This is a genomic window from Burkholderia sp. KL41, from assembly GCF_057005415.2.
Genome location: NZ_CM174447.1, coordinates 2,659,005 through 2,683,308, shown reverse-complemented (window position 1 = coordinate 2,683,308; position 24,304 = coordinate 2,659,005). Strand labels below are relative to the sequence as shown.

The following is a 24,304-nucleotide window of genomic DNA, read 5'->3' as shown; positions in this document are numbered from 1 at the left end:
CGGGCCGCGCGTGCCGCCTGCCCGGTCGACAGGAGAACCAACGATGAAAATTTCCGTGCTCGTTCCGACCTATCGGCGCCCCGCCGACCTCGCGCGCTGCCTGCTGGCGCTGCAGCGGCAGCAGCGGCTGCCCGACGAGGTGATCGTCGTCGCGCGCCCGGAGGACGATGCCACGCACGAACGGCTCGCCGATCCGGCGGTCGGCGGCGCGCTGCCGCTGCGCATCGTGCCGGTCGATGTGCCGGGCCAGGTCGCCGCGCTGAACAAGGGGCTCGACTCGGCGAACGGCGACATTGTCGCGATCACCGACGACGACGCGGCGCCGCATCCCGACTGGCTCGCCCGCGTCGAGTCGGCGTTCGAGGCCGACCCGCGCGTGGGCGCGGTCGGCGGGCGCGACTGGGTGCACGAGAAGGGCCGCGTGCTCGACGAATCGCGCGCGCTCGTCGGCCAGCTCACGCTGTCCGGCAAGATCGTCGGCAACCATCACCTGGGCGTCGGCGGCATGCGCGAAGTCGACATGCTGAAAGGCGCGAACATGAGCTACCGCCGTGCCGCGATCGAGCGGCTGCGCTTCGACACGCGGCTGCGCGGCGCCGGTGCGCAGGTGCACAACGACATGGGTTTCAGCATGCACGTGCAGCGCGACGGCTGGAAGCTCGTCTACGACCCGGCGATCGCGGTCGATCATTTTCCGGCGGAACGCTTCGACGACGACCGGCGCGATGCCGCGTCGCTGAATGCGATCAGCAACGGCGCGTACAACCTGCACCTGATCCTGCGCGAGCACCTGCCGCCCGTGCGGCGCGAAATCGCGTGGTGGTGGTGGACGCTGGTCGGTACGCGCGTCTACCCGGGCCTCGCGCACGTGCTGCTGTCGCTGCATACGGCGAAGCGCGAGCGGATCCGCGAGCAGTGGCGCGCGGTGCGCCGCGGCGCGCGCGATGCCCGCCGCGCGAACCTTGCCCCCCACCGTGCGGCGATGCCGCCGGTGACGTCTTGAACGAGCCGCGCGCGCAACGCCGCGCGGCCGAACCCGGAGAAGGGCTCGAATGACTGCAACCAAGGTTCATGTCCATCTGTTCCACGGCGCCGATCCGCGTACCTACCGGAAAGGCGAGAACATCGGCTGCTTGTACGGTTATCACCACGCCGAATCCGACGAATTCCGGCTGACCTATTCGCAGGACGGCGGCGAGAGTCGCATCGCCAGCCTCGCGCGCCGCGCGCTGAAGGCGGCGCTCGGCTTCGACGTCGTGCATGCATGGCGCAACCGTGCCGCGCTGCTGAACACCGACGTGATCTGGACGCACACGGAGCAGGAGCACCTCGCGGCGTCGCTGATCCTGAAGCTGGCCGGCGAGCAGGGCAAACGTCCGCTGCTGCTCGCGCAGAGCGTGTGGCTGTTCGACAAGTGGGGCAGCTTCGGCGGCCCGCGCCGCTGGCTGTACCGCAAGCTGATCGCGCGCGCCGACGCGCTGACCACGCTGGCCCGCGACAACGCCGACCTGTGCCGCCGTTATCTCGGCCGCGAAGCCGAGTTCGTCTACTACGGGCTGAACACGCAGGATTTCCCGATCGTCGAGCCGCAGCAATGGCAACCGAACCGGCCGCTGCGGATCGCGGCGATCGGCAACGACCGCGACCGCGACTGGCGCACGTTCCTCGCCGCGTTCGGCGGCGATGCGCGCTACGACGTGCGGCTGGCCACCCGGCGCCGCGTGCCGCGCGAGTGGCATGCGCCGAACGTGAAGATCGGCTCGGCGTCGGGGCTCGCAAAGCAGCATGAACTGTATGCATGGGCCGACGTGATCGTCGTGCCGCTGCGGCCGAATTTCCACGCGTCGGGCATCACCGTGATGCTCGAGGCGGCCGCGGTCGGCAAGCCGATGATCGTATCCGACGTCGGCGGCCTCAGCGACTACTTCCCGCACGATACGGCCGCCTACGTGCCGGCCTTCGACGCGCAGGCGATGCGCCAGGCCGCCGATCGCTTCGCGGCCGATCCGGTCGCGGCGCTGGGCTGCGCGCGGGCCGCCGCCGCGTGCCTGCGCGAGCGCGACCTGACCACGCAGGCGTTCGCCGAGCAGCACGTGCGGATCACGCGCGACATGCTGCGCCGGCGCCGGACGCCGGCGGCGGCGGGCCTCGCGATGCCGCTCGCGGATTCGCGCCCGTCGTCGCGGTGAGAGCGGATCGATGAGTACGATTGCCGCCGAACGCGCACCGTCGCGCCACCGCAGCTGGCTGCCCGAGCGGAAGCACTGGGTCGGACAGGCCGGGCTGTGGTCCTTCACCGCCGCGCTGATTGCCATTCATCAGGGCAAGGTGCTGACGCTCGCGTTTCCGGTGCTGGCCATCGCGGTCGGCATCTGGCTGTATTTCAAGAGTCCGGCGCGCTACGTCGGCTTCATGTGGTGGGTGTGGTTCCTGAGCCCGGAAGTGCGGCGTCTCGCCGACTGGTCGAAGGGCGCGTTCACGCCGACGAGCCTGATCCAGGTCGCGCCGCTCGCGGTGACGATGATCGCCGGCCTGGGCTTGATCCGGCATTACCGCGTGCTCGCGCAGCGGCGCGGCATCCCGATCCTGCTGATGCTGTTCGGGCTCGCGTACGCGTACCTCGTCGGGATCGTGTCGAGCGGCGTGATGGCCGCGACTTACGACCTCGCGAACTGGGTGTACCCGGTGCTGATCGGTTTTCACATCATGGTCAACGCCCGCGACTATCCCGAATACCGCGACGTGCTGCTGTCCACGTTCATGTGGGGCATGCTCGTGATGGGCCTGTACGGCGTCGTGCAGTACTTCGTGATGCCGCAGTGGGACGTGCTGTGGATGATCGGCTCCGACATGGGTTCGCAGGGCGAGCCGGTGCCCTACGGCGTGCGCGTGTTCAGCACGATGAATTCGTCCGGGCCGTTCGCGTTCGCGATCATGGGCGCGCTGGTGTTCGTGTTCGCCGCGCCGCAGAAGATCCGCTGGTTCGCGGGCGCGGCCGGCTTCGTGTCGTTCGCGCTGTGTCTCGTGCGCTCGACCTGGGGCGGCTGGGTGATCGCGCTCGCGATCCAGCTCGTGCAGTCGAGCAACCGCGTGCGGATGCGGATCCTGATCAGCGGCGTCGTGCTGGTCGGCCTGTGCGTGCCGCTCCTGACCGTCGGGCCGGTGGCCGACCGTCTCGGCGCGCGTCTGCAGTCGATCACGAACCTGAAGGACGACCGCAGCTACGACGACCGCAACAAGTTCTACGCCACCTTCGCGCAGACGGCGTTCACCGACGTCGCCGGCGAGGGGATGGGCGCGACGGGTGCATCCACGAAGCTGTCGAGCGACAGCGGCGAGCTCGGCAAGTACGGCAGCTTCGACAGCGGCGTGATGAACGTGCCGTTCGTGCTCGGCTGGCCCGGCACGCTGCTGTATCTCTCGGGCGTCGTGATGCTGTTCGGCCGCACGCTGCGGGCGGCATTCAAGCTGCGCAACGACAAGTTCGTCGGCGCGTGCCTGAGCCTGTGCCTGTCGACCTTCGCGATGCTCGTGTTCACGAATTCGCTGATCGGCACGGGCGGCCTGCTGATGTTCACAGCCATTTTTTCGATACTAGCCGCGGCGCACTGGCAAAAGGCACAACGCCTGCTGGCCGCCGCGCATTCACGGGGAGGCGACCATTGAGAATCGCGATCGTCACGCACGTCGTGCGACATAACGACGGCCAGGGCCGCGTCAATTACGAAATCGCGCGCGCGGCGCTGGCCGAGAACTACGAGGTCACGCTGGTCGCGTCGCACGTCGCGCCCGAGCTGCTGGCCGACCCGCGCGTGCGCTGGGTGCCGGTGAAGGTCGGCGGCTTCTGGCCGTCGAATCTCGTCAAGCAGCAGGTGTTCGCGCTGAAGAGCGCGGCCTGGCTGCGCGCGCACCGCAGCGAATACGACGTGCTGCACGTGAACGGCTTCATCTCGTGGATCAAGGCCGACGTGAATACCGCGCACTTCGTGCACGGCGGCTGGTTCAAGAGTCCGTACTATCCGTTCGGGCCGACGAAGGGGCTGTGGTCGGCCTATCAGTACGTCTATACGCGCGTGAACACCACGCTCGAGCGCTGGGCCTACAAGCGGTCGCGCGCGATCACCGCCGTGTCGCAGAAGGTGGCCGACGAGATCGCCGGGCTCGGCATCGACAGCCGCAAGATCAGCGTGATCTACAACGGCGTCGACGGCAGCGCATTCGCCGGTGCGCAGGCCGACCGCGCGGCGTTCAAGCTGCCGGACGACGCGTTCCTGCTGCTGTTCGTCGGCGACCTGCGCACGCCGCGCAAGAACCTCGGCACGGTGCTGAAGGCGCTGACGAAGCTGCCCGCGAACGTGCACCTGGCGGTGGCCGGTTATCTGCCCGGCAGCCCGTATCCGGAAGAGGCGCGCGCGCTCGGCATCGATGCGCGCGTGCATTTCCTCGGCCTCGTGAAAAACATGCCGACGCTGATGCGCTCGGTCGACGCCTACGTGTTCCCGTCGCGCTACGAAGCGATGAGCCTGTCGCTGCTGGAAGCGATGGCGGCCGGGTTGCCGGTCGTCACCGCGCGCACGGCGGGCGGCGCCGAAATCATCACGCGCGAATGCGGGATCGTACTGGAGGACCCGGACGATCCGGCCGCGCTCGCGCAGGCGATCGGCTCGCTCGCGGCGTCGCGCGACACGTGCCGCGCGATGGGCGACGCGGCCCGCGAATTGATGACCCGTTTCGGCTGGGCGCACATGGGCGCCCAGTATGTCGCGCTCTACCGGCGCATCGGCCAACCCACGCAGCCGTCCGCCTTCGAGCGGGTCGAGCATGCAGTGACGCAGGAGCAATCGTAATGTCCCACTCTTCCCGGCCGATCAAATCGTTGCAGATCGGCATGCACTGGTTCCCCGAACGCGCGGGCGGCCTCGACCGGATGTACTACTCGCTCGTCGGGGCGCTGCCGGGCGCGGGCGTCGAGGTGCGCGGGCTCGTCGCCGGCTCGCAGAAGGTCGCCGACGACACGGGCGGCGCGATCCAGGGCTTCGGCCCCGCATCGGAGCCGCTCGCACGCCGCATGCTCGCCGCGCGGCGCGCGCTGCGCGAGGAGATCCGCAGCGAGCGGCCGGACGTGATCTCGTCGCACTTCGCGCTGTACACGTTCCCGGGCCTCGACGTTACGCGCGGGATTCCGCAGGTGTCGCACTTCCAGGGGCCGTGGGCCGACGAAAGCCAGGTCGAGGGCGCCGCGTCGCTCGGCCAGCGCGCGAAGCGTTATCTCGAGCAGGCCGTCTATACGCGATCGTCGCGGCTGATCGTGCTGTCGCAGGCGTTCGGCCAGATCCTGACGAACCGCTACGGGATCGATCCGTCGCGTGTGCGCGTGATTCCCGGTTGCGTCGATACCGCGCAGTTCGATACGCCGCTCACGCCCGCCGAGGCGCGGCACAAGCTGCAACTGCCGCAGGACCGGCCGATCGTGCTGGCCGTGCGCCGGCTCGTGCGGCGCATGGGGCTGGAGGACCTGATCGACGCGATCGGCCTCCTCAAGCACCGTCACCCGGACGTGCTGCTGCTGATCGCCGGCAAGGGCAAGATCGGCGAGGAACTGCAGCAGCGCATCGATGCGGCAGGCCTGCAGGACAACGTGAAGCTGCTCGGCTTCGTGCCGGACAACCATCTCGCCGCGCTGTACCGCGCGGCGACGGTCAGCGTCGTGCCGACGGTCGCGCTCGAAGGCTTCGGGCTGATCACCGTCGAATCGCTCGCGTCCGGCACGCCGGTGCTGGTCACGCCGGTCGGCGGGTTGCCGGAGGCGGTGGCCGGGCTGTCCGATGATCTCGTGCTGCCGTCCACCGGCGCGGACGCGATCGCGGAAGGGCTCGGTGCCGCGCTGTCGGGCGCGATCACGCTGCCCGACGAGGCCGCGTGCAAGCGCTATGCGCGCGATCATTTCGACAACGCGGTGATCGCGCGGCGCGTGGCCGGCGTGTACGAAGAGGCGATCCAGGCGGCAGGTTGAGCGCCCGTGGCGCGCAATCTGCGCGCCGAACGGGAAGCCGAACGGGAAGCCGAACGGGAAGCCGAACGGGAAGCCGAACGGGAAGCCGAACGGGAAGCCGAACGGGAAGCCGAACGGGAAGCCGAACGGGAAGCCGAACGGGAAGCCGAACGGGGAAGCCGAACGGGGAAGCCGAACCGGCGCGCATGCGCGGCCGGTTCGCGTGCCGGCCGCCTGCGCGGGGCCGGCTGGTTCTCCCCGTCCGATGCGCGACGCCGGCACGCGTCACGCGCGCCTGAGCGTCGCGGCCCAGACGCCGAGCGCCGCCACACTCACGACCGCGCCGAGCACGCAGACGCCCGCCCATCCGGCGCGCGCATACATCATCGTCGATGCAATCGCGCCGAGCCCGCTGCCGGCCGAATAGAACAGCATGTAGCAGCCGACGAGGCGCGCGTGCGCATCGGGCCGCGTGCCGAGGATCATGCTCTGGTTGACGACGTGGACGGCCTGCCCGCCGACGTCGAGCAGCACGATGCCGACCACCAGCCATGCAATCGACGAATCGCCGAACGCGAGCGGCAGCCACGAGCACGCGAGCAGCGCGAGCGCGGCGCCGGTCGTCGCTTCGCCGCGCCCGCGATCCGCGAGCCGGCCCGCGCGGGCGGCGGCCGCCGCGCCCAGTGCGCCGACGAGGCCGAAGGCGCCGATCTGCGTATGCGACATCGCGTGCGGCGGTGCGCTCAGCGGCAGCACCAGTGCGCTCCAGAAGATGCTGAATGCCGCGAACATCAGCAGCGCGATCGCGCCGCGCACGCGCAGCACGCGTTCGTCGCGCAGCAGCGACACCATCGATCGCAGCAGCGCCGCGTAGCCGATGCGCTCGCGCGGCCCGTTCTCGTCCGGCAACAGTCGCGACAGCACGGCGAGCATGGCGATCGCTAGCGCGCCGGATACCAGATAGACGGCCCGCCAGCCCGCGATGTCGGTGACGACGCCGGCCAGCGAGCGTGCGGCCAGCAACCCGACCACGACACCGCCTTGCGCGGCACCCACCACGCGCCCGCGTTCGCCGGCGCCCGCGAGCGCGGCCGAGCATGCGATCAGCCCTTGCGTCATCGCGGTGCCGAGCAGCCCGACCGCGACCATCCCTGCCAGCAGCGCGATGCGCGTCGACGATGCGGCGACGCCGATGCAGGCCGCCGTCAGCAGCAGAAGCTGCACGGCGATCAGGCGCTTGCGGTTCAGCAGGTCGCCGAGGGGCACGACGAACAGCAGCGCGAGCGCACAGCCGAGCTGCGTCGCGGTGATGACGCCGCCGACCGCCGCCTGCGACACGCCGAAATCCCGCGCGATCGAATCGAGCAGCGGCTGCGCGTAGTAGACATTCGCGACGCTGGCCGCACAGCAGACGGCCAGCGACGCGACGCGCGCCGTGGACAGGGTGCCGACTGCGGCCGGACGCGCGGCGGGCGCGGATGCGTTCGATGCAACGGTGCCGGAACGACAGGAAGACGCCATGGATTTCCTCGCGCAAAGTAGTTGCAAATTGAAACTGGTGTGAGTGTAGGAAAAGTAGTTTTAAAATGCAACCTGTTGTGCGGCGGGCGAAACGTCTGTGCACGGATGGCCGGCGTTGCCGCGAAGGCGGCCGGCACGATTGCGGAGAGGCACATGGCCAGGCAGAAAAGTCTTGCGGATTCGCCGTGCCCGGTGGCACGGGCGACCGATATCGTCGGCGATCGCTGGGCATTGCTGATCGTGCGCGATGCGTTCGACGGGGTGCGCCGGTTCGGCGATTTCCGCGCGAGCCTCGGCGTCGCGAGCAATATCCTGTCCGACCGGCTCAGGATGCTCGTGGATGCGGGCGTGTTCGACGTCGTGCCGGCGTCGGACGGCAGCGCGTATCAGGAGTATGTGCTGACCAGGAAGGGTGAAGGGCTGTTCCCGGTGATCGTGATGCTGCGGCAGTGGGGCGAGGCGAACCTGTTCGCGCGAGGCGAGCCGCATTCGGTGCTGGTCGACCGCCACACTGGGCGCGCGATCCGCAAGCTCGCGCTGCGCCACGACGACGGCCGGCCGGTGAAGGCGGGCGAGACGGTCGTGAAGAAGGTCGGCGAAGAAGCGGGCGCACGGCGGCGATGAGCGTCGTGCGCGACGGCTGCACGGTCGGATAGACTGTCGCGATCGTCGCCGACCGGAACTGCATCGCCATGTCCCATCCGCTGGATTCCGCCGCTTATCGGCTGTTGCTCGACCTGCAGCGGCGCATTCACGACTTCTGCGAGCGCGAGGGCGCCGAGGACGGGCGCGACCATGCCGATCCCGCGGAGCCGCTGTGGCAGACCGATTTCAACCATGTCACGGTCGCGCCGATGCGGGCGGGGCTGCACGTCCGGTACTTCGGCGGCGCCTGGGAGGAACCGTTCGACTGGACGCTGCAGTGTCTGGCGTTGCGGGACGTTGCGGATCTCGTGACCGACCTCGCGTTCAGCGGCATCGACGAAGGGGCGAACGGTACGCGCGAATGGGATTTCGGGCCGCTGCTCGATTCGGATGCGCGCTTCCCGATGCTGCGCTCGCTGTATGTGCGGCCGACCGAGCCGGCCGATCACAACCAGTCGATGATCGTGCGTCGCGACCTGATCATGCAGGAGGGCGGCGAGATTGCCCGCTTTGCCGCGAAGGCGCCGTTTCTCGCCGAGCTGACGGTGCCGAACGCGCCCGATGCGCGCTTCTTCGATGTGCCGCTTGCGCATCTCGAGTGGCTGCGCATCGGCGGCGGGGACGACACGCAGCAGTTCATCGATCGTCTGGCGGATTGCGACAACCTGCCGTCGCTCGGCTGGCTCGATTTCTCCGAGTCGACCGCATTGCATTCGACGTGGAAGCGCGAGCGCGACGCCGACAGCGTGACGTCGTTCGACGCCTACGAGCGCCTGCTGAAGAGCCGTGCCGGCCAGCGGCTCCGCAGGCTGACGCTGAGAAACACCTGTCTCGACCGGGAGGCGCTCGAAGCGCTGCAGGCGCTGCATCCGCGGCTGTCGTTCATGGTGATCCAGGCCGGCAGCGGCGGTTACGTGAGTCACTTCAAGGACAACGTGTTTCCGTGGCGTCACCTGATCCAGCGGGACCCCGGCGACGCATGACCGCAGCCGTTCAATCGGCCGCCGGCACGGCCTGACGCACGGACGATGCGCCGCGATGCGCATCGGGTCGCACCAGCATCGCGAGCAGCGCGGCGGCGACCAGCAGCGCGACCGACACGGCCGTTTCGATCCGCAACCCGTCCACGACCTGCGCCGCGCCGCCGCCGCCGGCGAGTGCGCCGAACGCGGCCACGCCCATCGCGCCGCCGGCTTGCCGCGCGGTATTCAGCACGGCCGACGCGATGCCGGCCCGTTCGGGCGCGACCGACGCGAGCACGGCGGTCGTCATCGCCGGCACCGCGAAACCCATGCCCGACGGAATCAGCAGGAACGGCACGAGCAGGACGGCCAGCGGCGTCGACGCGTCGATGAAGTGCAGCGATCCGTAGCCGAGCGCGGCGACGAGTGCGCCCGCCAGCATCGGCGCGCGCGGGCCGTGACGCGCCACGACGCGGCCGCTCGCGAGGTTCGACAGCAGGAAGCCGCCCGTCAGCGGCAGGAACGCGAGGCCGGCCTGCAACGCCGACTCGCCGCGTGCGCGCTGCAGGTACAGCGCGAGCACGAACACGGTGCCGTAGTACGTGAGGTTCACGCAGATCCCGAACAGCACGGCCGCGCTGAACGTGCGATGGCGGAACAGTGACAGCGGCAGCATTGGCGTGGCCGTCCGCGTTTCCACCGCGACGAATGCGAGCGCGGCGAGCGTCGCCAGCGCGAAACCGCCGGCGACGACCGGATGCGTGAAGCCGAGCGGACGCCATTCGATCACGGCGCCGGTCAACGCGGTCAGCATCGCGATCGCGATGAGCTGGCCGCGCAGGTCGAGTGCGCGGACGGAGCGGGATGGCGCGGCCGGCGTTGCCGCCGCACGGCGCGCGGGTATCCACGCAAAGGCGGCCGCCAGCCCGGCCGCACACAGCGGCAGGTTCACGAGGAAGATGCCGCGCCAGCCCCACGCCGCGATCAGCAGGCCACCGACGACCGGGCCGGCCGCGATCGAAATCGACCCGGCCGCCGTCCACCAGCCGATGGCCCGCGCGCGCAGGCGCGGGTCGTGCCGGCACGCGTCGTTGAGCAGGGCAAGCGAATTGGGCAGCATCGCCGCGGCGCCGACGCCTTGCAGTGCGCGCGCCGCGATCAGCATCGCGGGCGCGGTCGCGGCGCCGCATGCGAGCGACGCAAGCGCGAACAACACGAGGCCGGCGATGTACAGGCGGCGCGCGCCGAAGCGGTCGCCGAGCGCGCCGCCCGACAGCATCAGTACCGCGAACGCGAGCGTGTACGCATCGACGACCCATTGCAGGCCGGCGACGGGCAAGCGCAGGTCGCCGGCGAGATGCGCGAGCGCGATGTTGACGATCGTCACGTCGAGCTGCGTGACGACGAAACCGGTGCTGACGGTCGCGACGACGCGGGCGAGCGCGGGCGGGAAGGCGGAGGAGGGGATGGTCGTGTCCATGCGCCAATCGTAGGGCGCGGCCGGCCGGTGATGTTTCAGCGGGACGTGAAGCGTCGAAGCGCCGGGGGCGAAGCAGCAGGGCGGCGAGGGGGACGAAGCGGGGATGAAGCAGGGGACGAAGCAGGGGACGAAGCAGGGGACGAAGCAGGGGACGAAGCAGGGGACGAAGCAGGGACGAAGCAGGGACGAAGCAGGGACGAAGAAGGAGCGAAGAAGGAGCGAAGAATGTTGCGCGTGGGCCGACGTGAGCGCTGCGTGCCCAACCGTGCCGCTACGACCCGTGTTGACGCGCGCTCAGCGCGGAACCCTGGCTGCGTTCAATGCCGCTCGCCGCGCCAGCGACCCGGCGCAACGCCGAAGCGCTTCGTGAACGCATGCGTCAACGTGCTTTGATCCGCGAAGCCGACCATCCCGGCGATATCGACGAGCGGATACCGGCCATCCGCGAGCAGGATCACGGCCGCGTCGAGCCTGAGTCGCTGCAGGTAGCGATGCGGCGTTTCGCCGAACGCATCGACGAACAGCTGATGAAAGCGGCGCATCCCGTAGCCGCAGTGCGCGGCGAGATCGGCGATGCGCAGCGGCTCGGCGAGCCGCGCGCGCAACCAGCGGTCGATGCGTGCGAAATCGAGGCCCGATGCGGGCGCGGCGATGTCGCGTTCGTCGAGCAGCGCGCCGCACAGCCGGGCGGCGGCCTGCCACTGGAAACGGTGCGCGGCCGCGTGCGGCGCGTCGGCGGCAGGCGCTTCGAATTGCGCGGCCGCCGCCGCGATCTGCGCGACCAGTGACGTCAGGGCCGGATCGATTGCCACGGCGCGCGCGCTGTCGAACAGCCGCTGCGGTACCGCGAGTGACGCGAGGGGAAGATTGAGCACGAGCTGGCGATTCTCGCCGAGGCCCGCGTAATCATGGCGCGCGCCGGCCGGAACCAGCCAGGCGCGGTGCCGGTCGAGACGCTGGCTGACGCCGTTCACCGCCATCACCATCGCGCCGTCGATGCCGAGCACGATCTGGTGAAAGTCGTGCACGTCCGACGCTTCGAGCGCGTCGTAGCGTTGCAGCGCGACGGTGGGGGACGGAAGGTGTGCCATGGGGCGGGGCGTCAGCCGGGGGCTCGTGTGCCGTGTCAGATGGCGAGCAGTTCGACTTCGAACACGAGCGTCGCATTCGGCGGAATCACGCCGCCTGCGCCGCGCGGGCCGTAACCGAGTTGCGGCGGGATCGTCAGGCGACGCACGCCGCCGACCTTCATGCCCTGCACGCCTTCGTCCCAGCCCTTGATGACCATGCCGCCGCCGAGCACGAACGCGAACGGGTCGTTGCGATCCTTGCTCGAATCGAATTTCTGACCGTCGGTCAGCCAGCCCGTGTAGTGGACGCTGACGGTCTGGCCGGCTTGCGCTACGTCGCCGGTGCCTTCGGTCAGGTCTTCGTATTTGAGGCCCGATTCGGTCGTGATGACAGACATGACTTCTCCTGAAAAAGGATGGGTAAAACCGCTATTGTAGGCGAGCGCGCAGCGGGCCGCCGCTCATGGCTTTCGGCCGGTCGCACGCGTATCGCGGGCGGCGTCGGGCCGTCGCGGCCGCGATCGCGCGGAACGCAAATGGAACGCGCGTTTGAATTTCCGGCCAGCCCCGCGACCGAGGTTGCACCGTGCGAGTGCGACGCGTGTATGAATCGGTGCTACCGGGGTGCTCGGCCGCATGCCGCGCTGGGTTGCCGGATTCCGTGAAATGCCCGCCACGCGGGGCTTCCGGGCCACCGCTGCGATGCACGGCCAACTGCCGCGAATGGCTCGTGTGCGGTCGCGTGCGTTCGAATCCCGCCGTGTCCGGGCGCCGCTCGAACGCCATTTTTTCCGCCTTTTCGACCGTGCCCTGTTTGGAAGCGCGCATCTACCGCGCGGCTTGCGCGCGTCGCCGCGGGCGGCCTATCTTTACAGCTGTCGATGTCAAGATTTTGGCGGTGCGCGATGCGCCGCCCGGGCCCGCGCCGGCCGCGTCGGACGACGCGCCGGGCCGCTCCGGAACCAGGAGAACGATGAACATGAAGTCAGCCGCTTCCGCCACCGCAGCCGGGATCATGCCGGTGCGCCGCGACCTGCGCTTCGACCTGCCGGTCGAACGCGCGAAGGACTGGCATGGCCTCGGGTCGCACGTGACCCATTTCTTCAACGCGCTGTCGCTGCTGTTCCCGGCCGGCGAGCGCTTCTTCATGGATTCGGTGCGCAACTATCGCGACCGGATCGACGATCCCGTGCTGAAGCAGCAGGTGCTCGGCTTCATCGGCCAGGAGGCGATGCACACGCGCGAGCACATCGAGTACAACGAGCTGATGCAGGCGAACCGCCTGCCCGCGCGCAAGCTCGACAAGCGCGTGTGGGCGGTGCTCGGCTACATGAAGCGCAAGCTGCCGCATTCGGTGCAGCTCGCGCACACGGTCGCGGCGGAGCACTACACGGCGATGCTCGCCGACTGGCTGCTGCGCGACCCGACGCGCCTGGAGGGCTCGGTCGAAGGCTACCGCCAGATGTGGATCTGGCACGCGCTCGAGGAAACCGAGCACAAGGCCGTGTCGTTCGACGTGTGGAACACCGCGATGGCGCCGGGGCTGCGTCGTTACCTGATCCGCATCGGCGTGTATCTGCTGACGACGCTGACGTTCTGGCCGACCGTGTTCCTGATGCACGCGACGCTGCTGTGGCGTGATCGCGGCGCCGGCCATCACGTGCGCGGCATGCTGCGGATGATCGCGTTCCTGTACGGGCCGCGCCGCGGGCTGTTCCCGCGCATCGCCGGCGAATGGCTGAGCTTCTTCCGGCCGGGCTTCCATCCGTGGGATCACGACAATCATCACCATCTCGCGCGCGTCGACGCGCTTGCCGCCACCTACGGCGAACACGGCGGCACGCCGGCCGGCCGTGGCCGTGCGAACGCGCCGGCGCCGCTCGCATCGGGACGTTGACCCCGCCGCTGCGCCGGCGTGCGCGGGATCGGGCCGAGCATGTTGCGTTCCTGCATCAGCCGGCTTCCTCTGACGATTGACCGAAATCAATTCGAACCGGCCGGGCGGGCGTCCCGGCGGCCGGTCGACCGGCCGCGCACGCATGCGCGGCCGGGCCGATCCTGTCGGTGCCGCATCGCCCGCGAACTCCGTGCGCCAGCACCGGCGCGGCTTTGCGCGTCGCGTGGCCACCCGTGGACCGCCCGCGCCGCGCACGCCACCGGGATAACACCCATCTAGCCGCGCGCCGGCCACATCGATATACCGTTGATGACACTGTCCACCTCACGCGCGATTCATGCACGGGGGGATTTTATTCGGACGGAAATGCGGCCAATATGTCGGTTCGATCGAGGTTCGTCGCACGCGGCGGCGAGCCGGGCGCGCGATACCAATGCCAAGCGGGGAACAACGATGGTTGCTAGGTCACCTGAGGCAAACGGGCACACGGTGCCCGAGATGACGCATGTGTCCGTCACCGCGCCCGAGGATGGACGCAAGCTGTTCGTGATCATGCGTTCGCCCGACGAGCCGTTGCTTGCACAACTGCGCGGGCTGGGCTGGGAAATCTCCGTCGCGAAGACCGCCGGCGCCGCGCAGAACATGACGTCCGGCGTGAGCGTCGCCGCCGGGCTGGTCGATTTCTCCGGGTTCACGTCGCGCGAGTATCCCGCGCTGAAGGCATGCCTGAGCCAGCCGTCGATCGGCTGGATTTCCATCGCCCAGGCCGGTGTCACGATCGGCCCGGCCGTGCGCGAGCTGATCCGCAGCTACTGCTTCGACTACGTGACCCTTCCGTTGCCGTACGAGTGGATTTCGCACGTGCTCGGCCACGCGCGCGGGATGGCCGCGCTCGATCGCGTCGATGGCGCGGCCTACGCGGCGTCGATTGGCGAACACGGAATGATCGGCAACTGCGAGGCGATGCAGCAGCTGTTCAGCACGATCCGCAAGGTCGCGAAGACGGACGCGAGCGTGTTCATTTCGGGCGAGTCGGGCACCGGCAAGGAGCTGACGGCGCTCGCGATTCACGAGCGTTCCGGCCGCGGCAAGGGGCCGTTCATCGCGATCAATTGCGGCGCGATTCCGCATCACCTGCTGCAGTCGGAACTGTTCGGCTACGAGCGCGGCGCGTTCACCGGCGCGAACCAGCGTCGCGCGGGCCGGATCGAATCGGCGAACGGCGGCACGCTGTTTCTCGACGAAATCGGCGACATGCCGGTCGAAAGCCAGGCGAGCCTGCTGCGCTTCCTGCAGGAAGGGAAGATCGAGCGGCTCGGCGGGCAGGAATCGATTCCGGTCGACGTACGGATCATCTCGGCCACCCACGTGGATCTCGACGGCGCGGTCGAGGCCGGGCGCTTTCGCGCCGACCTGTATCACCGCCTGTGCGTGCTGCGCATCCACGAGCCGCCGCTGCGCGCGCGCGGCAAGGACATCGACATCCTCGCGCACTACGTGCTGCAGAAGTACAAGGCCGATAGCGGCCGCAAGATCAGCGGCTTCACGTCGGCCGCGCTCGACGCGATGCGGCGCTACGAGTGGCCCGGCAACGTGCGCGAGCTGATCAACCGCGTGCGGCGCGCGATCGTGATGGCCGAGAGCCGGTTGCTGACGCCGCACGATCTCGGGCTCGATACGCCGGGCGAAACCGAACCCGTGACACTCGAACAGGCGCGGGCGTTCGCCGAGCGCACCGCGATCGAGAATGCGCTGCTGCGCAACGATCACCGGATCAACAAGGCCGCCGCCGAACTCGGCATTTCGCGCGTGACGCTCTACCGGATGATGATCGAGCACGGGCTGAACGATCACGACAACAACGGCGGGAACGGCGACAACGGCGGGCACGACGGTGCGCCGTCCGGCGACGCGGGGCATCAGCGGGTCGGCTGAGCGGCGCACGCGCGACGCGTGAGCCGGTTCAGCGATAGGTCCAGAGCCGGTGCAGCACGAACGTGACGGGCGGTACGCACAGCACGACCGCGACGACGCTCCACGCGCGTGCCAGCCCGAGCGTCACGGCGCCGTGCGCAAGCAGCATCGTCACGACGAGGCCGACCATCGCGACGGCGAGAAAGCGCATGAAGTTGCCCCACGTCACGGGCGACGAAAAACTCCACAGCGTGTTGGCGAGATACGAGAACGCGGTCGAGCAGGCGAACGCGACCGCATTCGCGGTCACGGGCGTCGCGTCGGACAGCGCGAACATCGCGGCCGCGATCAACGCATGCAGCGCGGTCGAACCGAGGCCCGACACACCGAAGCGAATCAGTCTGGCGCGTTCGGCGATATAGAGGGTACGGATCATCGGCGGGGCGATCGTTCGGGCGGTGTGGCGGCGTGCGGGGCGTCGTCGTGCGGCACGGCATCCGCCGGCCGGAGGCGCCGATGCGAACACGACGCCCGCCGGTTTCGCAGTATAGCCGTGCGCCCGGCCGGCCCGGCACCGGCGGATGGTTAGCGCGGGCAACCCGCGGCCCGCGTGCTGCCGACGGCATGTAAAGCGCGTGAAACATTTCGCGTCGGCGGCCATGCGAATTTGCGTGGTGAATCGACGTGAACGACCGGCCGTCCATCGGTAAAAATGCCGTGCTTCATTGTTCAGCCTTATCCGGCAAGGCAGGGCCGCCACGCGGCCGGCGCGTGCCGCGCGCCGCGTGTTTCAGTTTCGTAACTTCCCGCATTCGGCACCCGTTCCGGCCGCCACGCTGCCCGGCCGGCCCCTTGTCCGGACGGGCTCGCGCGAAGCTGGCCCGCTCCTTGCGAATGTGGGCGTGCGAAGGTCGACGATGCACGGTCCGTCCGGTTCGGCAGCGAACCCTGTCAGTACCGGCCAGGACACGGTCCGCGGGGATGCGGCGGCGGAGCGCGGCGCAACAGCCGCGTTCCGGCGAGCACGGAGCGTCGTCGCCTGATCGTCGGGGCACCGGCCTGGTCCGGTTGCCGGAACAACCATCAGACTGATACGGGGTAGAAAAATGATCGATCGCCACACGCCGCGGCCGGCAGGCCGCGATCGCAGTGATGCGGAGCATTGCCGGTCGCATGTCGTTCTCTCGGCCGGCCGGCATGCATCGACAGGCCATCTCTCCGCGCCCGGTGCGAGGCGGATCCGGCTGATTGCCGGTCATCCACGCCGGGTCGGTACTTTCCTGCACGCGAACCCGATTCGCAAGGGCATGTGCGCTCGGGCGCCGGTACCTCGACGCCCGGTCTTCGCCTATTGACCGAAGCCGCACGATATCCGTTCGCGCCGGGCATCGTCGCCGCGGACGATTGATCTGCAATCCGAATGAAGCACGAGGGTCTTGCCGCGCGTGCGACGGATGATGCATTCGATGCGACGGCAAACGGCGTCATGCCGTTGCCGTCCGGTGGTGAGGGGAGGGGCGGTCGGACGCGCGCGACGGGAGTGGCGCCCGTACGCGCGCGACGCCGTTTCAGCCGCCGTAGATGTCGAAGTCGAAGTACTTCGACGCGAGCCGCTTGTAGGTGCCGTCCTTGACCATGTCGAGGATTGCGCCGTCGATCTTCGCCTTCAGGTCGGTGTCTTCCTTGCGCAGCCCGATGCCGGCGCCGATGCCGAGCACCTTCTCGTCGACGAGCTCCGGGCCGACGAACGTGTAGTTCGCGCCGCGCGACGATTTCAGGAACCCGATCGCGGCCTGTACTTCATCCTGCAGCGCCGCGTCGAGGCGGCCCGAGGTCAGGTCCGCGTACACGCCGTCCTGGTTCTGGTACGACACGACGTTCGCGCCTTGCTTGCCCCAGTACGCCTTTGCGTACGTTTCCTGCGTCGTGCCCTGCTCGACGCCGATCGATTTGCCCTTCAGCGATTCGGCCGTCGGCAGCAGCGGCGAGCCCTTCTTCACGACGAGCCGCGTCGGCTGGTTGTAGATCTTCGTGGTGAAGCCGATCTGCTGCGCACGCTGCGGCGTGATCGACATCGACGACAGCACCGCGTCGAACTTCTTCGCCTTCAGCGCCGGAATCATCCCGTCGAAATCGTTCTCGAGCCACACGCACTTCGCCTTCAGGCGCGCGCAGATCTCGTTGCCGAGGTCGATGTCGAAGCCGACGAGCTTGCCGTCGGGCGCCTTCGACTCGAACGGCGCGTAGCTGGCGTCGGTGCCGAAGCGGATGGTGGTCCAGTCCTTCGCGACGGCGGGGCCTGCGGATACCGCGAGCAGGGCGATCGAAACAGCGGCAATCAGTCTCTTCATGGTGCGTTCCTTGGCGGGGTGCTTCCGGTTCTGTGCGACACGGTTTCACGGACCCGAGCCGCATCTGCGCGCGGTGTCCGCACGGCCATTAACGCAGAAAATGAAATAAGAGTCCAGAATGGACAAAAAATATCGTTTTGCCGGATGCGTGAATCGGTCGCCGGGTGCCGACCCTTGCAAAAATACGAAAATGGACTAATCTTGTTAGTAAATTCGTTTCGAGACTAACGATCATGTCACAGCCCGCCTACGAATCGCACTCCTCCCCGCCGCAGGCCTCGGTCGCGCAGATGTCGGCGGCCGGCCTGCGTGCGTTTTTCAACATCGCGCGCGACTGGGAGCTGACGATCGACGAACAGATCGTGCTGCTCGGGTCGCCCGGCCGTTCGACGTTCTTCAAGTGGAAGGCCACGCCGGAATCGGCACGGCTGCCGCGCGATACGCTCGAGCGGCTATCGCTGCTGCTCGGCATCTACAAGGCGTTGCAGATCCTGCTGCCGCAGCCGGCCGCGGCCGATGCGTGGGTCAAGCGGCCCAACGACGCGGCGCCGTTCGGCGGCAAGCGCGCACTCGACCGGATGCTCGCCGGCAACGTCGGCGATCTGGTCGCCGTCCGCCAATATCTCGACGCGATGCGAGGTGGCTGGGCGTGACGATGCCGATCCAAGCACAACAATGGCCCACGACCGCGGTCGACTGGGCGCCTGCCTATCGCGTGATCCCCACCCGTTTCCCGGCAATCAACCTGTTCGACCGCGTTGCGTCGGCGGACGATTTCGACGCGCTGTACGCGCTCGAATCGCTGACCAACGACCGCATTCGCAACGAAGTCGGCACGCTCGACCTCGTCCCGCCCGCCGAACGTCGTTACGGGCTGGGCTGGGGGCCGATCATGGCCGCGTTCACGCACCTGAATCCGCAGGGCAGCCGTTTTTCCGACGGCAGCTACGGCGTGTTCTACTGCGCGCGCTCGCGCGATACGGCGATCGCCGAAACGCGTTATCACAGCGCGCTGTTCCTGGCGGCGACGAAGGAGCCGCCGATGCGCCAGCAGATGCGGCTCTATACGGTGATCGCGCAAGGCGACGTGGCTGACGTGCGCATGTGGCCGAAACGCGATCCGGCGTTGCTGCACCCGCTCGATTACAGCGCCGGGCAGGCACTCGGCCGCGCGGTGCGCAATGCCGGCGGCGCGGGGATCGTCTATCCGTCGGTGCGCGACCCGCGCGGCGAGTGCCTGGCGGCGTTCCGCACCGCGCTGCTGCGCGATTGCCATCACGCGGCCTACCTCGAATACAACTGGAACGGCTCGGCCGTCGATGCGGTGTTCGAACTGAACCAGGTCGGCTAACGTGCGCTCGCGGGCATCAGGGCATCAGGGCATCAGGGCATCAGGGCATCAGGGCAGCGGCCAGTCGCCCGCGTGGCGTTCGCGCGCCTCGGCCTGCGTCATCGACCAGGTGCGCCCGGTGCGCGGCTCGACGAGCGTGAGCCGCCCGGCCGGTGCGAACGCACCCGTGTCGATGAACCACTGCGCGCCGATCCGCTGCGGTGCGCGCACCGGCGTGTGCCCGGTGCAGGTCAGCGACAGCCCGGCCTGCCGCGCCGGATCGGCGAGCCCCTGGACGAGATCGCGGCCCCAGATCAGCCGTTCGCGCACGTCGTGCGAATAGTTGCCCGTGTCGAGATCGGCGTCCGAGCCGAAGAATTCCGCATGCAGCACGTTGAAGCGCCCGGGACCGTCGCCGATCACGCGCACCAGCGGCAGCGCGTCGACGCGCGCCGCGTGCGCGTGGAGCCGTTCCGCCGGCAGGTCGGCGCCCCAGTCGCCGCCGATTCCGCGCCACGCGTCGGGCGACAGCTTGCCGCGCGCCACGAGGCTCAGCACTTCCTCGTGATTGCCGCGCACGACGTGGCACCATGGGCGGTCGAGCAGGTCGAGCGTGGTTTCGGATGCAGGGCCGCGGTCGACGAGGTCGCCGACCGAGAACAGGCGGTCGCGAGCCGGATCGAAGCGGGTGTCGTGCAACAGCGCGCGCAGCACATCCACGCAGCCGTGCAGGTCGCCGACGACGAAGTCACGGCCGGCCGTATTCGCGGGATGGTGGCAGAGGGGGGCGGTGGCAGTCATCCCATTATCTTAGGCGCTCGCGCCCATCGCCACGTCACGACGGAATGACGATAATCGGGGCGCTACCCGCCGGTGCGGCGCGGCGGGGTGTCCCGCGCGTCGGCCGAACCCTTTCCATCTGCTTTCGGAATCACACAATGACGTTTTATCCGCAGGTATTACGCAACCGGCCGCGCATGGTCGCGGCGTTCGTCGCGGGCGTGCTGTGCGCGGTGCTGCTGCCGTTTCCGCTGCGTCCGACCGTGCGTGCGCTGATCGGCTGGGATTGCGCGATCTGGCTGTATCTCGCGCTGATGTGGGTGCGCATGGTCACCGCGCACCATTACAAGGTGCGTGAAATCGCGATCCGCGAGGATGAAAACGCGACGACCGTGCTGACGGTCGTCTGCCTCGCGACGGTCGCGAGCGTGGCCGCGATCGCGATCGAACTGGCGACGGCCAAGGGTGTCGGGTTTCGCGCGGGGCTCGGCCATTACGCGGTGACGGGCGCGACGCTGTTCGGCGCATGGTTCCTGATCCCGACGATCTTCACGCTGCACTACGCGCGCCTCTATTACGGCTCGCCATCCAACGACCGCGCGCTGCGCTTCCCCGACAGCAATCCGGAACCCGATTACTGGGATTTCCTGTATTTCGCGTTCACGCTCGCGGTCGCGTCGCAGACGGCCGACGTGTCGCTGGCGAACCGCTCCGCGCGGCGCTCGGTGCTCGCGCAGTCGATCCTGTCGTTCTACTTCAACATGGCCGTGCTCGGGCTGTCGATCAACGTGGCAGCCGGCCTGCTGAGCTGACGCGGGCCACGGTCGTGCGCTGCGTCATTTGAGAAGCTCGTACGGGCCGCCGCGCTCCAGCGCGCGCCGGTATGCCGGCCGTGCGTGGATCGCGGCGAGAAAGCGCTCGATCGCGGGATGCCGGCCGTCGCCGCCGCGCGCGGTCGCGGCCTCGAGCGGAAAGCTCATCTGGATGTCGGCCGCGCTGAAGCTGTCGCCGACGAACCAGCCGGTGCGCTGCAGCGCACCGTCGACATGGCCGAGATGCAGCGAGATCTGCGGATCGACGAAGCCCGACTGCAGCGTGTCGGCGATCTTGCGCGCGATCGACCGCGCGAAGAACGGCATCGGCGCATGCGCGATCCGCAGCGCGACGAGCTTGAGCAGCAGCGGCGGCATCGCCGATCCTTCCGCGTAGTGCAGCCAGTACGTGTAGTCGTGCCGCTCGGGCGTGCCGGGCGGCGGCGCCAGGCGCCCGTTGCCGTAGCGTTCGACCAGGTATTCGATGATCGCGCCCGATTCGGCGTACGTGCGGCCCTCGTCGGTGACGACCGGCGACTTGCCGAGCGGATGGATTGCGCGCAACTCGGGCGGTGCGAGCATCGTCTTCGGGTCGCGCGCGTAGCGCACGATCTCGTAGGGCACATCCAGTTCTTCGAGCAGCCAGAGCACGCGCTGCGAGCGCGAGTTGTTCAGGTGATGGACGGTGAGCATGTCGACGCCGGAAGTGGGGGCGGGAACGACATCATACCCAGCGCGGGTGGCGCACAAGCGAAACGCGTCGCGCGACGTGGCGCGACGCGTCTGGCCGACCGCGTCTGGCCGACCGCGTCTAGCCGACCGCGTCTGGCCGACCGCCCCGATCCATCACGCGCGCCGGACGGCGATCCACGCGCCCCAGAACAGGCTCGCGAAAAAGCGCAGCGGTGCATCGAAGCCCGCATCGCGCATCAGGGCGAACACGGCTTCCTCGGACGCGGGCGGATCGGCGCCCTTCAGGATCTTCGCGAGTTGCGCGCGCACCGCGTCGGGCGTCGCGCCTTTCATGCGCCAGCGCTGCTGCCATGCGTCGAGCAGGCGAGGGTGGTCCGCGTAGCGGCGATGATTGCCGGCGAGCACGAGCGGCGCGCCGGGTTTCAGGCGTCGCGCGATCGCCTGCAGCAGCGCCGCCTTCGCTTCGTCGCCCGGGACGTGATGCAGCACGCCGATCAGCGTCGCGCCGTCGAACGCGGGCGTGTCGGGCAACGCATCGACACCGTCCTCGACGAACGCCGTTCGCGCGCCGCAGCCCGCGGCCTCGACGTTCGAGCGCGCGAGCGCGAGCATCGGCCCGGACGGGTCGACGGCCGTGAACCGCCAGCCCGGCTCGAGCGCGGCCGCCACGCAGATTTCCTGCCCCGTGCCGCCCGCGCCCGCGACGAGGATCCGCGCATCGGGTGCAGCGATTGCCGACGCGAGCATGCACGCGGTGAGTTCATGGCAGGCATCGTAGCCGGCGAGTGCGATGCGGGATTGCTCGGCGTATTCGTGTGCGCGTGCCGGATCGAATTTGGCGGCACTGGCGGGAAGCGACATGGCGGGTTCCTCGGGTCGGGCGCGGACGGTGTGTCCACGAGCATCGCGCAGAGCGTAAGCGTGCACGGCCGGTGCAACAAGGCGAGCAGGCATTCCGGTATGCGGGCTACCTGCCTCGCCGGCGCTTGCCGGACCGCGGGTTTTCCAGGGGTCGATTCGCATTTAATAATGTCCGGGGACGTTGCATTGCGATGGCGAATCCGGCGCATACTCGTTTCTCCCCCCGCCTGGCCGTCGCATGCCGGGCCCCGATGTGCCGCGCCGCTGGCGCGGCCATGCCGCTCGGTACGCACGAGGAGCGCATGATGTCCGATTGTCCGCACGACCCGTATGCGCAGCACTACATTCACTGCCTGCCGTTCGGCGCACAGCCCTGTGGCGCGCTCTGCGCGACGCCGCGCACGCATTTTCGCGTGTGGGCACCGGGCAGCACGCAGGTCCAGCTCGAACTCGACACCGGTTTCGGCCCGTTGCTCGTTCCGATGACGGCTGCCGGCACGAACTGGTTCGAAGTCTTTGCCGATTGCGGCGCGGGGGCGCTTTACCGCTATCGCCTCGACGATACGGTATCGATTCCCGATCCCGCATCGCGCTCGCAACCCGAGGGGCTCAACGGCCCGAGCGAGGTCGTCGATCCGCGCGCGTTCACGTGGCGCAACACGTTCTGGCGCGGGCGCGCATGGGAAGACATCTCGCTCTATGCGATTCGCCCGCACGCGGTGGGCGGCTTCGGCGGCGTGCGCCGGCGCCTGCCGCAACTCGCGCGCCTCGGCGTGACCGCGCTGGAGCTGCTCGCGTCGCCGCACGACAGCCTGCCGTTCGCGCCGCTCGCGGCCGAAGGCGGCCCCGACGCGCTGAAAGCGCTGATCGACGATGCGCACGGCTACGGTCTCGCGGTGCTGCTGGAACTCGACTACGCGCGCTTCGGCAGCGGCACCGATGCGCTGCGCCACTATGCGGCGCCGTTCTTCCATACGCGCGACGATCCGCTGCAGGCGTCGCCGCTCGCGCTCGATCATCCGGAAGTCTGCGATTTCTTCTGCGACAACGCGCTGTACTGGATCGACGAATACCGTTGCGACGGGCTGCGCCTGCGCGAAGCCGACCGGATCGGCGTGTCGTGGCTGCGCGAGATCGCGGACCGCGTGCGCGCGGCGGTGCCGGCCGACCGGCTCATCCATCTCGTACTCGGCAGCGAGCGACATCCCGCGCATCTTGCCGATACCCATTTCGATGCGCAGTGGAACGGGTGCGGCGAACGCGCGCTGCACCGGCTGACGGGCCGCGACACGTCGGCTCATGAAGGCATTTCCGCGCACCAGTCGATCCACACGCTCGCCCGCGCGCTGACCGCGGCCGGGGCCGCATTCCAGCCGGCCGGGTCGGGCGATGGCATGGCTGCCGACAGCGGGCTGTCGTTGACGTCGCTGGTGCTGTCCGATGGCGCGTGGCGCGACAGCGGGCAGGGCGACCACGGGCAGGAGGCCGGTCTGGCCGCGCTTGCGCTGTCGCTGCTCACGCCGCAGATCCCGTTGATCTTCGACGAAACCGCGCGCGACGCCGATCGCGCGCATTTCGTGCAGTCGGCGCTGGCGGTGCGCGCGAAGCTGATCGCGCCGAGGTTGTCCGATTGCCGGCCGCAGGATGCGCGTGCGCTGAAGTCGGACGGCGACGGCGATGCCGACGCGCTGCTTGCGTCATGGCGGCTTGCCGACGACGAGACGCTGACGATCGCGTTGAATCTGTCGCCCGAGGCGGTGCCGTTCGATGCGCCGAGAGGGCGGGTCGTGTTCGAGACGCCGGCGCGTGCGCGCGACCGGGTCGATGATGGGGAGTTGCCGCCGTACTCGCTCGTCGCGTGGCTGACGGGTGACGTCAACCGGTATGCACTCACGCACGATGCGCGTCGCATCGACGACGGCGCGTGGCGCGGAATGCGCCCGAACCTGAACGCATGACGACGTGAGGCGGTAATGTCCGAACGGCCGGGCGCATC

Annotated in this window: 22 protein-coding genes; 13 read left to right on the top strand and 9 right to left on the bottom strand. The window is 69.0% G+C overall.

What is annotated here, in order from left to right:
* Nucleotides 1-43 precede the first annotated feature (43 nt).
* Genes PQB87_RS29355 through PQB87_RS29335 form a run of 5 tightly spaced genes read left to right on the top strand, consistent with a single transcriptional unit; the run spans nt 44 to nt 6,013 of the window.
* Nucleotides 44-1,003 (top strand): glycosyltransferase family 2 protein, encoded by a 960-nt coding sequence (locus PQB87_RS29355; RefSeq protein ID WP_059684468.1) that lies wholly within the window; start codon nt 44-46, stop codon nt 1,001-1,003.
* A gap of 49 nt (nt 1,004-1,052) precedes the next feature.
* The gene (locus PQB87_RS29350) at nt 1,053-2,189 is read left to right on the top strand and encodes a glycosyltransferase family 4 protein (RefSeq protein ID WP_489243094.1); all 1,137 of its coding nucleotides are present in this window, start codon (nt 1,053-1,055) and stop codon (nt 2,187-2,189) included.
* 10 nt (nt 2,190-2,199) lie between these two features.
* Nucleotides 2,200-3,666 (top strand): O-antigen ligase family protein, encoded by a 1,467-nt coding sequence (locus tag PQB87_RS29345; protein WP_048022241.1) that lies wholly within the window; start codon nt 2,200-2,202, stop codon nt 3,664-3,666.
* Nucleotides 3,663-4,847 carry a glycosyltransferase family 4 protein gene (locus PQB87_RS29340; protein ID WP_048022243.1) on the top strand — a complete coding sequence of 395 codons (1,185 nt, stop codon included), beginning with the start codon at nt 3,663-3,665 and terminating at the stop codon, nt 4,845-4,847. The genes PQB87_RS29345 and PQB87_RS29340 overlap by 4 nt, the downstream gene beginning before the upstream one ends.
* A complete protein-coding gene (locus PQB87_RS29335) occupies nt 4,847-6,013 on the top strand; it encodes a glycosyltransferase family 4 protein (protein ID WP_113047016.1) in 1,167 nt (388 codons plus the stop codon). The genes PQB87_RS29340 and PQB87_RS29335 overlap by 1 nt, the downstream gene beginning before the upstream one ends.
* Nucleotides 6,014-6,277: 264 nt before the next feature.
* Here the strand turns inward: PQB87_RS29335 and PQB87_RS29330 are convergent, their stop codons facing one another.
* Nucleotides 6,278-7,513, bottom strand: coding sequence for an MFS transporter (locus PQB87_RS29330; protein WP_489243093.1), 1,236 nt, complete (start codon nt 7,511-7,513; stop codon nt 6,278-6,280).
* A 153-nt stretch (nt 7,514-7,666) separates the two neighbouring features.
* On the opposite strand from PQB87_RS29330, the gene PQB87_RS29325 reads away from it, so the two are divergent.
* A complete protein-coding gene (locus PQB87_RS29325; protein WP_489243092.1) occupies nt 7,667-8,137 on the top strand; it encodes a winged helix-turn-helix transcriptional regulator in 471 nt (156 codons plus the stop codon).
* A gap of 68 nt (nt 8,138-8,205) precedes the next feature.
* Nucleotides 8,206-9,141: a hypothetical protein gene (locus PQB87_RS29320; RefSeq protein ID WP_489243091.1), complete on the top strand. Its 936-nt coding sequence runs from the start codon at nt 8,206-8,208 to the stop codon at nt 9,139-9,141.
* Nucleotides 9,142-9,151: 10 nt separating this feature from the next.
* Here the strand turns inward: PQB87_RS29320 and PQB87_RS29315 are convergent, their stop codons facing one another.
* The 3 genes from PQB87_RS29315 to PQB87_RS29305 form a co-directional block, all read right to left on the bottom strand.
* A complete protein-coding gene (locus PQB87_RS29315) occupies nt 9,152-10,600 on the bottom strand; it encodes an MFS transporter (protein ID WP_489243090.1) in 1,449 nt (482 codons plus the stop codon).
* A 317-nt stretch (nt 10,601-10,917) separates the two neighbouring features.
* On the bottom strand, nt 10,918-11,691 hold the full coding sequence (locus tag PQB87_RS29310; protein WP_111939186.1) for an AraC family transcriptional regulator: 774 nt from the start codon (nt 11,689-11,691) through the stop codon (nt 10,918-10,920).
* A gap of 35 nt (nt 11,692-11,726) precedes the next feature.
* On the bottom strand, nt 11,727-12,068 hold the full coding sequence (locus tag PQB87_RS29305) for an FKBP-type peptidyl-prolyl cis-trans isomerase (protein ID WP_027791040.1): 342 nt from the start codon (nt 12,066-12,068) through the stop codon (nt 11,727-11,729).
* Between the two features lie 581 nt (nt 12,069-12,649).
* On the opposite strand from PQB87_RS29305, the gene PQB87_RS29300 reads away from it, so the two are divergent.
* Nucleotides 12,650-13,567 carry a metal-dependent hydrolase gene (locus tag PQB87_RS29300; RefSeq protein ID WP_301860657.1) on the top strand — a complete coding sequence of 306 codons (918 nt, stop codon included), beginning with the start codon at nt 12,650-12,652 and terminating at the stop codon, nt 13,565-13,567.
* A gap of 453 nt (nt 13,568-14,020) precedes the next feature.
* The gene (locus PQB87_RS29295; RefSeq protein ID WP_059684457.1) at nt 14,021-15,502 is read left to right on the top strand and encodes a sigma-54 dependent transcriptional regulator; all 1,482 of its coding nucleotides are present in this window, start codon (nt 14,021-14,023) and stop codon (nt 15,500-15,502) included.
* Between the two features lie 28 nt (nt 15,503-15,530).
* Here the strand turns inward: PQB87_RS29295 and PQB87_RS29290 are convergent, their stop codons facing one another.
* Together PQB87_RS29290 and PQB87_RS29285 are read right to left on the bottom strand one after the other, a co-directional pair.
* A complete protein-coding gene (locus PQB87_RS29290) occupies nt 15,531-15,917 on the bottom strand; it encodes a GtrA family protein (RefSeq protein ID WP_153489848.1) in 387 nt (128 codons plus the stop codon).
* 1,132 nt (nt 15,918-17,049) lie between these two features.
* Nucleotides 17,050-17,832, bottom strand: coding sequence for an ABC transporter substrate-binding protein (locus PQB87_RS29285; protein ID WP_021156310.1), 783 nt, complete (start codon nt 17,830-17,832; stop codon nt 17,050-17,052).
* 233 nt (nt 17,833-18,065) lie between these two features.
* Here PQB87_RS29285 and PQB87_RS29280 point away from each other — a divergent pair, with 233 nt between their 5' ends.
* Together PQB87_RS29280 and PQB87_RS29275 are read left to right on the top strand one after the other, a co-directional pair.
* Nucleotides 18,066-18,485 (top strand): MbcA/ParS/Xre antitoxin family protein, encoded by a 420-nt coding sequence (locus tag PQB87_RS29280; protein WP_042972651.1) that lies wholly within the window; start codon nt 18,066-18,068, stop codon nt 18,483-18,485.
* Between the two features lie 2 nt (nt 18,486-18,487).
* Nucleotides 18,488-19,183 carry an RES family NAD+ phosphorylase gene (locus tag PQB87_RS29275; RefSeq protein ID WP_027791046.1) on the top strand — a complete coding sequence of 232 codons (696 nt, stop codon included), beginning with the start codon at nt 18,488-18,490 and terminating at the stop codon, nt 19,181-19,183.
* Nucleotides 19,184-19,231: 48 nt separating this feature from the next.
* Here the strand turns inward: PQB87_RS29275 and PQB87_RS29270 are convergent, their stop codons facing one another.
* Nucleotides 19,232-19,963: a metallophosphoesterase gene (locus tag PQB87_RS29270; protein WP_042972649.1), complete on the bottom strand. Its 732-nt coding sequence runs from the start codon at nt 19,961-19,963 to the stop codon at nt 19,232-19,234.
* Between the two features lie 137 nt (nt 19,964-20,100).
* Between PQB87_RS29270 and PQB87_RS29265 the strand changes: the two genes are divergently transcribed.
* Nucleotides 20,101-20,754, top strand: a complete 654-nt coding sequence (locus tag PQB87_RS29265; protein ID WP_111939188.1) for a DUF1345 domain-containing protein — start codon at nt 20,101-20,103, stop codon at nt 20,752-20,754.
* Between the two features lie 24 nt (nt 20,755-20,778).
* Here the strand turns inward: PQB87_RS29265 and PQB87_RS29260 are convergent, their stop codons facing one another.
* Nucleotides 20,779-21,447, bottom strand: coding sequence for a glutathione S-transferase (locus PQB87_RS29260; protein ID WP_489243089.1), 669 nt, complete (start codon nt 21,445-21,447; stop codon nt 20,779-20,781).
* Between the two features lie 153 nt (nt 21,448-21,600).
* Entirely contained in the window at nt 21,601-22,308 is a 708-nt protein-coding gene (locus PQB87_RS29255; RefSeq protein WP_489243088.1) for a class I SAM-dependent methyltransferase, read from the bottom strand.
* A gap of 305 nt (nt 22,309-22,613) precedes the next feature.
* Between PQB87_RS29255 and PQB87_RS29250 the strand changes: the two genes are divergently transcribed.
* Nucleotides 22,614-24,266 (top strand): DUF3459 domain-containing protein, encoded by a 1,653-nt coding sequence (locus tag PQB87_RS29250; RefSeq protein WP_489244304.1) that lies wholly within the window; start codon nt 22,614-22,616, stop codon nt 24,264-24,266.
* The last annotated feature ends 38 nt before the right edge of the window (nt 24,267-24,304 follow it).